Source organism: Rhodosalinus sp. (assembly GCF_041685465.1).
Taxonomy (GTDB): domain Bacteria; phylum Pseudomonadota; class Alphaproteobacteria; order Rhodobacterales; family Rhodobacteraceae; genus Rhodosalinus.
The window spans coordinates 1-4,106 of sequence record NZ_JAWLFS010000252.1; the positions used below are offsets into that span (position 1 = coordinate 1).

The window sequence follows — 4,106 nt, forward strand, 5'->3', positions numbered from 1 at the left end:
CCCCGGCGGCAGCTACATCTACCGCGCCTCGAAGGCGGCGGCGATCAACCTCGGGCGTAACCTCGCCGCCGATCTGGCGGCGGAGGGGATCGCCGTCGGTATCTATCACCCCGGCTGGGTCCGCACGGAGATGGGCGGAGCGGCGGCCGAAATCGATGCGGAAACCGCCGCGGCGGGCCTCGCCGACCGGATCGAGGCGCTCGACCTCTCGCGGACCGGCCGCTTCGAGACGTGGGACGGGCGCCCGCACCCTTTCTGAGCGGCGCGCGCGGCTTGCTTGCCCGGGCGCCGCACACCGGGTGGCCGCGGCGGTGTCTGGCCCGGTGCCGCGGGTAATCCGCTGACGGTTCTCATCCGGCGTCGTCGCGCTCGCGCACCCGGAGCCAGATCCCGTCCTTCGCCCGCACGGTCAGATGCGCCACCGGGACGGGCGGCGGGCGGTCGGTGAGCTCCACCCGCAGGTCGCGCAGGAGCCGCGCGAGCAGCAGCACCCCCTCCACCATGGCGAAGCCGGCGCCGGTGCAGACCCGCGGGCCGGCGGAAAAGGGCATGTAGGCCTCCCGTGCGCAGGCGCGGCCGTTTTCGGTCTCCCACCGTGCGGGATCGAAGCCGTCCGGGTTCTCCCAGAGCCGGGTGTGGCGGTGCTGATGCCAGGGCGAGAGCACGACCTGCGCGCCGGGGGCGAGGTCGCGGTCACGGAACCGCTCGGGGCATGTCGCCTCGCGCACCATCATGGGCACCGGCGGGTAGAGGCGCAGCGCCTCGCGGAAGACGTCGCGCGCCACGCGCAGCCGGGACACGCAGGCGAAATCGGGCGCGAGATGCGCCCGCGCCTCTGCCGCCACCGCCTCCTGCCAGTCGGGATAGAGCGCCATGAGGTAGAGCGTCCAGGCGAGCGCGGAGGCCGAGGTCTCGTGCCCCGCGAGGAAGAAGATCGCCACCTGGTCGACCATCTCCCGCGTGGTGAAGGTCTCCCCCGTTTCCGGGTCGCGGGTCGTCATGATCTTGCTGGCGAGGTCGTCCGGGGCGGTGCCTTCCTCGATCGCGCGCATCCGCGCGGCGGTGAGCTCGGTGATCAGCCCGCGGATCCGGCGTGCCGCGGCCCGCGTGCGCCGCCGGTGTCCGCGCGGCAGCCAGCGCGGCAGCGGCACGAAGGCGGCGGCGTTCAGGATCGGCTGCGTGCGCTGGTAGGCGCGGAACTCGTGAAAGACCTCCGCCGCGATCCGGTGCTCGATCGGGATCGAGAAGAGCGTGCGGAAGATCACGTCGGCCGCCGCGTGGCTCGTCTGTTCCTCGATCTCGACCGCCTCGCCGGCGTGCGCGGCGAGACGCGCCGCCGCGGCCTCGGCCGCGTCCCACATCGCCGGGAAGGTGTCCTTGAGCCGCCCGCCCTCGAAGGCCGGGTCGATGATCCGGCGCTGGCGCTTCCACGTCGCGCCGTTCGTCAGGAAGACCGACTCGCCCAGCAGCGGGCGCAGCCCCTCCGAGATGCGGTCCGACTTCGGGAAGTCGTCCGGGCGCTCCTTCAGCACGCGGGCGACGAGATCGGGCTGGTTGACGAGGTAGGACCGGAAGAAGGGCGTGCGGAACTCCGCCATCCACGCGCGGTAGAGCCGCGCGGGCTGCGCCGAGAGGATGTCGGCCCGGAAGAGCCGCATGTAGCGCCAGAGCGAGACGCTCTCGGCGCGGGGCGTGGGCTTGGGCGGGATCATGCGGCGCGGTGCCTGTGCTTGGAGAGCGGCCGCTCGATCCGCGAGCGCGAGGGTGCCCGCCCCGCGAACCGCGCCGCGAGCGTGCGCGGCCCGGCGGTGATGCGGAAATAGTCGTAGTCGCCGGGCCGGTCGAAGGCGCAGAGGTACTGGAAATGCAGCCGGAAGAAGCGCCAGCGCAGCGCCCGCCACCGCTCCGGCGAGAGCGTCTGCGTGAAGGCCGCCGAGATCACCAGCGGCCAGCGCTTGGCCGGTCCCGCGACGCCCGAGACGGCGACCGGATCGCAGAGCGCGAAGGCGCAGCCGTCGCCCGGCGCGCTCACGTCCACCCAGGCGATGGTGTCCTGCTCGGAGAGACAGGCGAGATCGGCGCGCAGGCGCCCGGCGTCCGGCAGGAAGGACATCATCGGCACCACCTGCCCGAGCGTCAGCAGCCCGAGCGCGGGACCGTCCGCCGGCACGCGCCCCGCGCGCAGGAGATCGGCGAGCACCGAGACGGCGAGATGCGCGCCCGAGGAATGGCCGACCACCAGCACCTCGTCCCGGTCCTCGGCGAGCGCGGCGGCGATGCGATCGGCGAAGTCGCCGAGCCGCGCCTCGAGCGCGGGCGGGTTGGCGCCCCGCCAGGCGGCGGAGAAGGCGTAGTCGTGCATCAGGTAATAGGCGAAGAGCCGCCCGTCCTGCCGGCGGAACCACGCGAGTACCGGCCAGACGACGGCGAGGCCGAGCGGCGCGGCCCAGGGGTGCAGCAGCGTGGCCGCCGCGGCCCCCGTGCCCCAGGCCGCGAGGAGCGCGAGCGCGAGCTGCGCCAGCAGCACCGCGACCGGGTAGAAGGCCGCGATCACCGGCCCCTTGCGGAGCCGCATCAGCCGCCAGAGCGCGCCCGTGCGCGCGTAGGTCCAGGCGGTGCGCAGGAGCTGCGCGTAGGTCGCGGCGATGCCCTTGCCCATGCTCGCGCGCACGATGTCGGACCAGACGAGGACCTCGATCTGCGTCTGGACCTCCGCGCCCTCGATGCGGGCCTCCACGCCCCAGCCCCCGCGGGCAGCGCCCGGGGTGACGGAGATCTCGTGGCCCGAGACGGCCGCCTGTGCCGCGGCCTCGCGACGGTAGAGCTCGCGGTAGCGACGTGGCGGAAAGGGGTCGTAGCCCGGGATGTAGAACACCCGGCGCCGGCGCACCTGTCGCTCGTCCCTCGCGGTCATGCGGGCCTCTCCGTCTTTCGCGTCAGCCTAACCGCGCATTCGGGCGAGAGTAAGACCGCCCAAGGGCCTTGGAAGGCCCTTGGGCAAGGCGCTTCCAAGCGCCTTGCACGCGCTGCGGGGCGGCGGTCAGCCCAGCGCGGCGAGCGCGGGGAAGGTTTCCAGCAGCCAGAAGGAGAAGGCCGAGAAGCCGCCCGTCAGCATCAGGAGCCCGATGGTCCAGAGCAGGAGGCCCATCACCCGCTCGATGCGGTCCATGTGGCGCTTCATCCAGCCCATCAGCCCGCCGAGCCGCGGCAGGAAGGCCGCCACCAGCAGGAACGGCACCCCGAGCCCCGCGGCGTAGACGCCGAGCAGCGCCGCGCCGCGCCCGAGGTCCGCCTCGGTCGCCGCGAGCGACAGGATCGCGCCCAGTTGCGGGCCGATGCAGGGCGTCCAGCCGAAGGCGAAGGCGAGCCCGAGGACATAGGCCCCGAAGGCGCTGCCCCCGCGCGCCTCCGCCCCGAGCCGCGCCTCGCGGTCGAGAAAGCCGATCCGGTAGACGCCCACGAAATGCGCCCCGAAGCCCATCACGATCAGCCCGGCCACCGTGTTGAACCAGTCCTGGTAGGCGAGAAACGCCCGCCCCGCCACCGAGGCGGTGAAGCCGAGAAAGACGAAGACCGTCGAGAGCCCGAGCACGAAGAAGAGCGCCGGCACCACCGCCCGGCCGCGGCCCGCGTTCAGATCGCCCACCGAGACGCCGCTCATGTAGGCGAGATAGGGCGGCACGATCGGCAGCACGCAGGGCGAGAGGAAGGAGATCACCCCCGCCATCAGCGCCACCGTCATCGCGGGGATCAGCCCCGCGTCGATGATCTCGATCCCGAACATGGGCGCATCCCCTACACCGCCGCGCGCCCCGCGTCACGCGGCCACGCCGTCACATCCCCGTCAGCCGTGGACGCGGGGCGCGCCGGGGACTATGCCCCGCCCATGACCGAGGAGATCGACGCCCGCGGCCTGCGCTGCCCGCTTCCCGTCCTGCGGCTGAGAAAGCGGCTCGCGCAGGCGCCGCCCGGCGCGCGGGTCGCGCTGCTCGCCGACGATCCGATGGCGGCGATCGACGTGCCCCACTTCTGCGCCGAGGCCGGCCACGCGCTGGAAGCGACGGAGGCGCAGGGCGACCACACCCGCTTCACCGTCCGCAAGGCCT

General features: G+C 73.5%; 5 protein-coding genes. 2 read left to right on the forward strand and 3 right to left on the reverse strand.

Going from position 1 to position 4,106, the window contains the following annotated elements:
* Nucleotides 1–259: SDR family NAD(P)-dependent oxidoreductase (locus ACESL7_RS13735; RefSeq protein WP_372893877.1), on the forward strand; the 259-nt coding region annotated here is incomplete at its 5' end.
* Nucleotides 260–350: 91 nt separating this feature from the next.
* On the opposite strand, the gene ACESL7_RS13740 is transcribed toward ACESL7_RS13735, so the two are convergent.
* From ACESL7_RS13740 to ACESL7_RS13750, 3 genes are all read right to left on the reverse strand, one after another.
* Nucleotides 351–1,712, reverse strand: a complete 1,362-nt coding sequence (locus tag ACESL7_RS13740; RefSeq protein WP_372893878.1) for a cytochrome P450 — start codon at nt 1,710–1,712, stop codon at nt 351–353.
* The gene (locus ACESL7_RS13745) at nt 1,709–2,914 is read right to left on the reverse strand and encodes a hypothetical protein (RefSeq protein WP_372893879.1); all 1,206 of its coding nucleotides are present in this window, start codon (nt 2,912–2,914) and stop codon (nt 1,709–1,711) included. Before ACESL7_RS13745 ends, ACESL7_RS13740 begins: the two co-directional genes overlap by 4 nt.
* Before the next feature lie 126 nt (nt 2,915–3,040).
* On the reverse strand, nt 3,041–3,784 hold the full coding sequence (locus tag ACESL7_RS13750; RefSeq protein WP_372893880.1) for a cytochrome c biogenesis CcdA family protein: 744 nt from the start codon (nt 3,782–3,784) through the stop codon (nt 3,041–3,043).
* Between the two features lie 102 nt (nt 3,785–3,886).
* Between ACESL7_RS13750 and ACESL7_RS13755 the strand changes: the two genes are divergently transcribed.
* Nucleotides 3,887–4,106: sulfurtransferase TusA family protein (locus tag ACESL7_RS13755; RefSeq protein ID WP_372893881.1), on the forward strand; the 220-nt coding region annotated here is incomplete at its 3' end.

Excerpts from the sequence above, each read along its gene's own strand:
- ACESL7_RS13740 (WP_372893878.1), bottom strand. The coding sequence starts at position 1,712 with ATGATCCCGCCCAAGCCCACGCCCCGCGCCGAGAGCGTCTCGCTCTGG.
- ACESL7_RS13745 (WP_372893879.1), bottom strand. The coding sequence starts at position 2,914 with ATGACCGCGAGGGACGAGCGACAGGTGCGCCGGCGCCGGGTGTTCTAC.
- ACESL7_RS13750 (WP_372893880.1), bottom strand. The coding sequence starts at position 3,784 with ATGTTCGGGATCGAGATCATCGACGCGGGGCTGATCCCCGCGATGACG.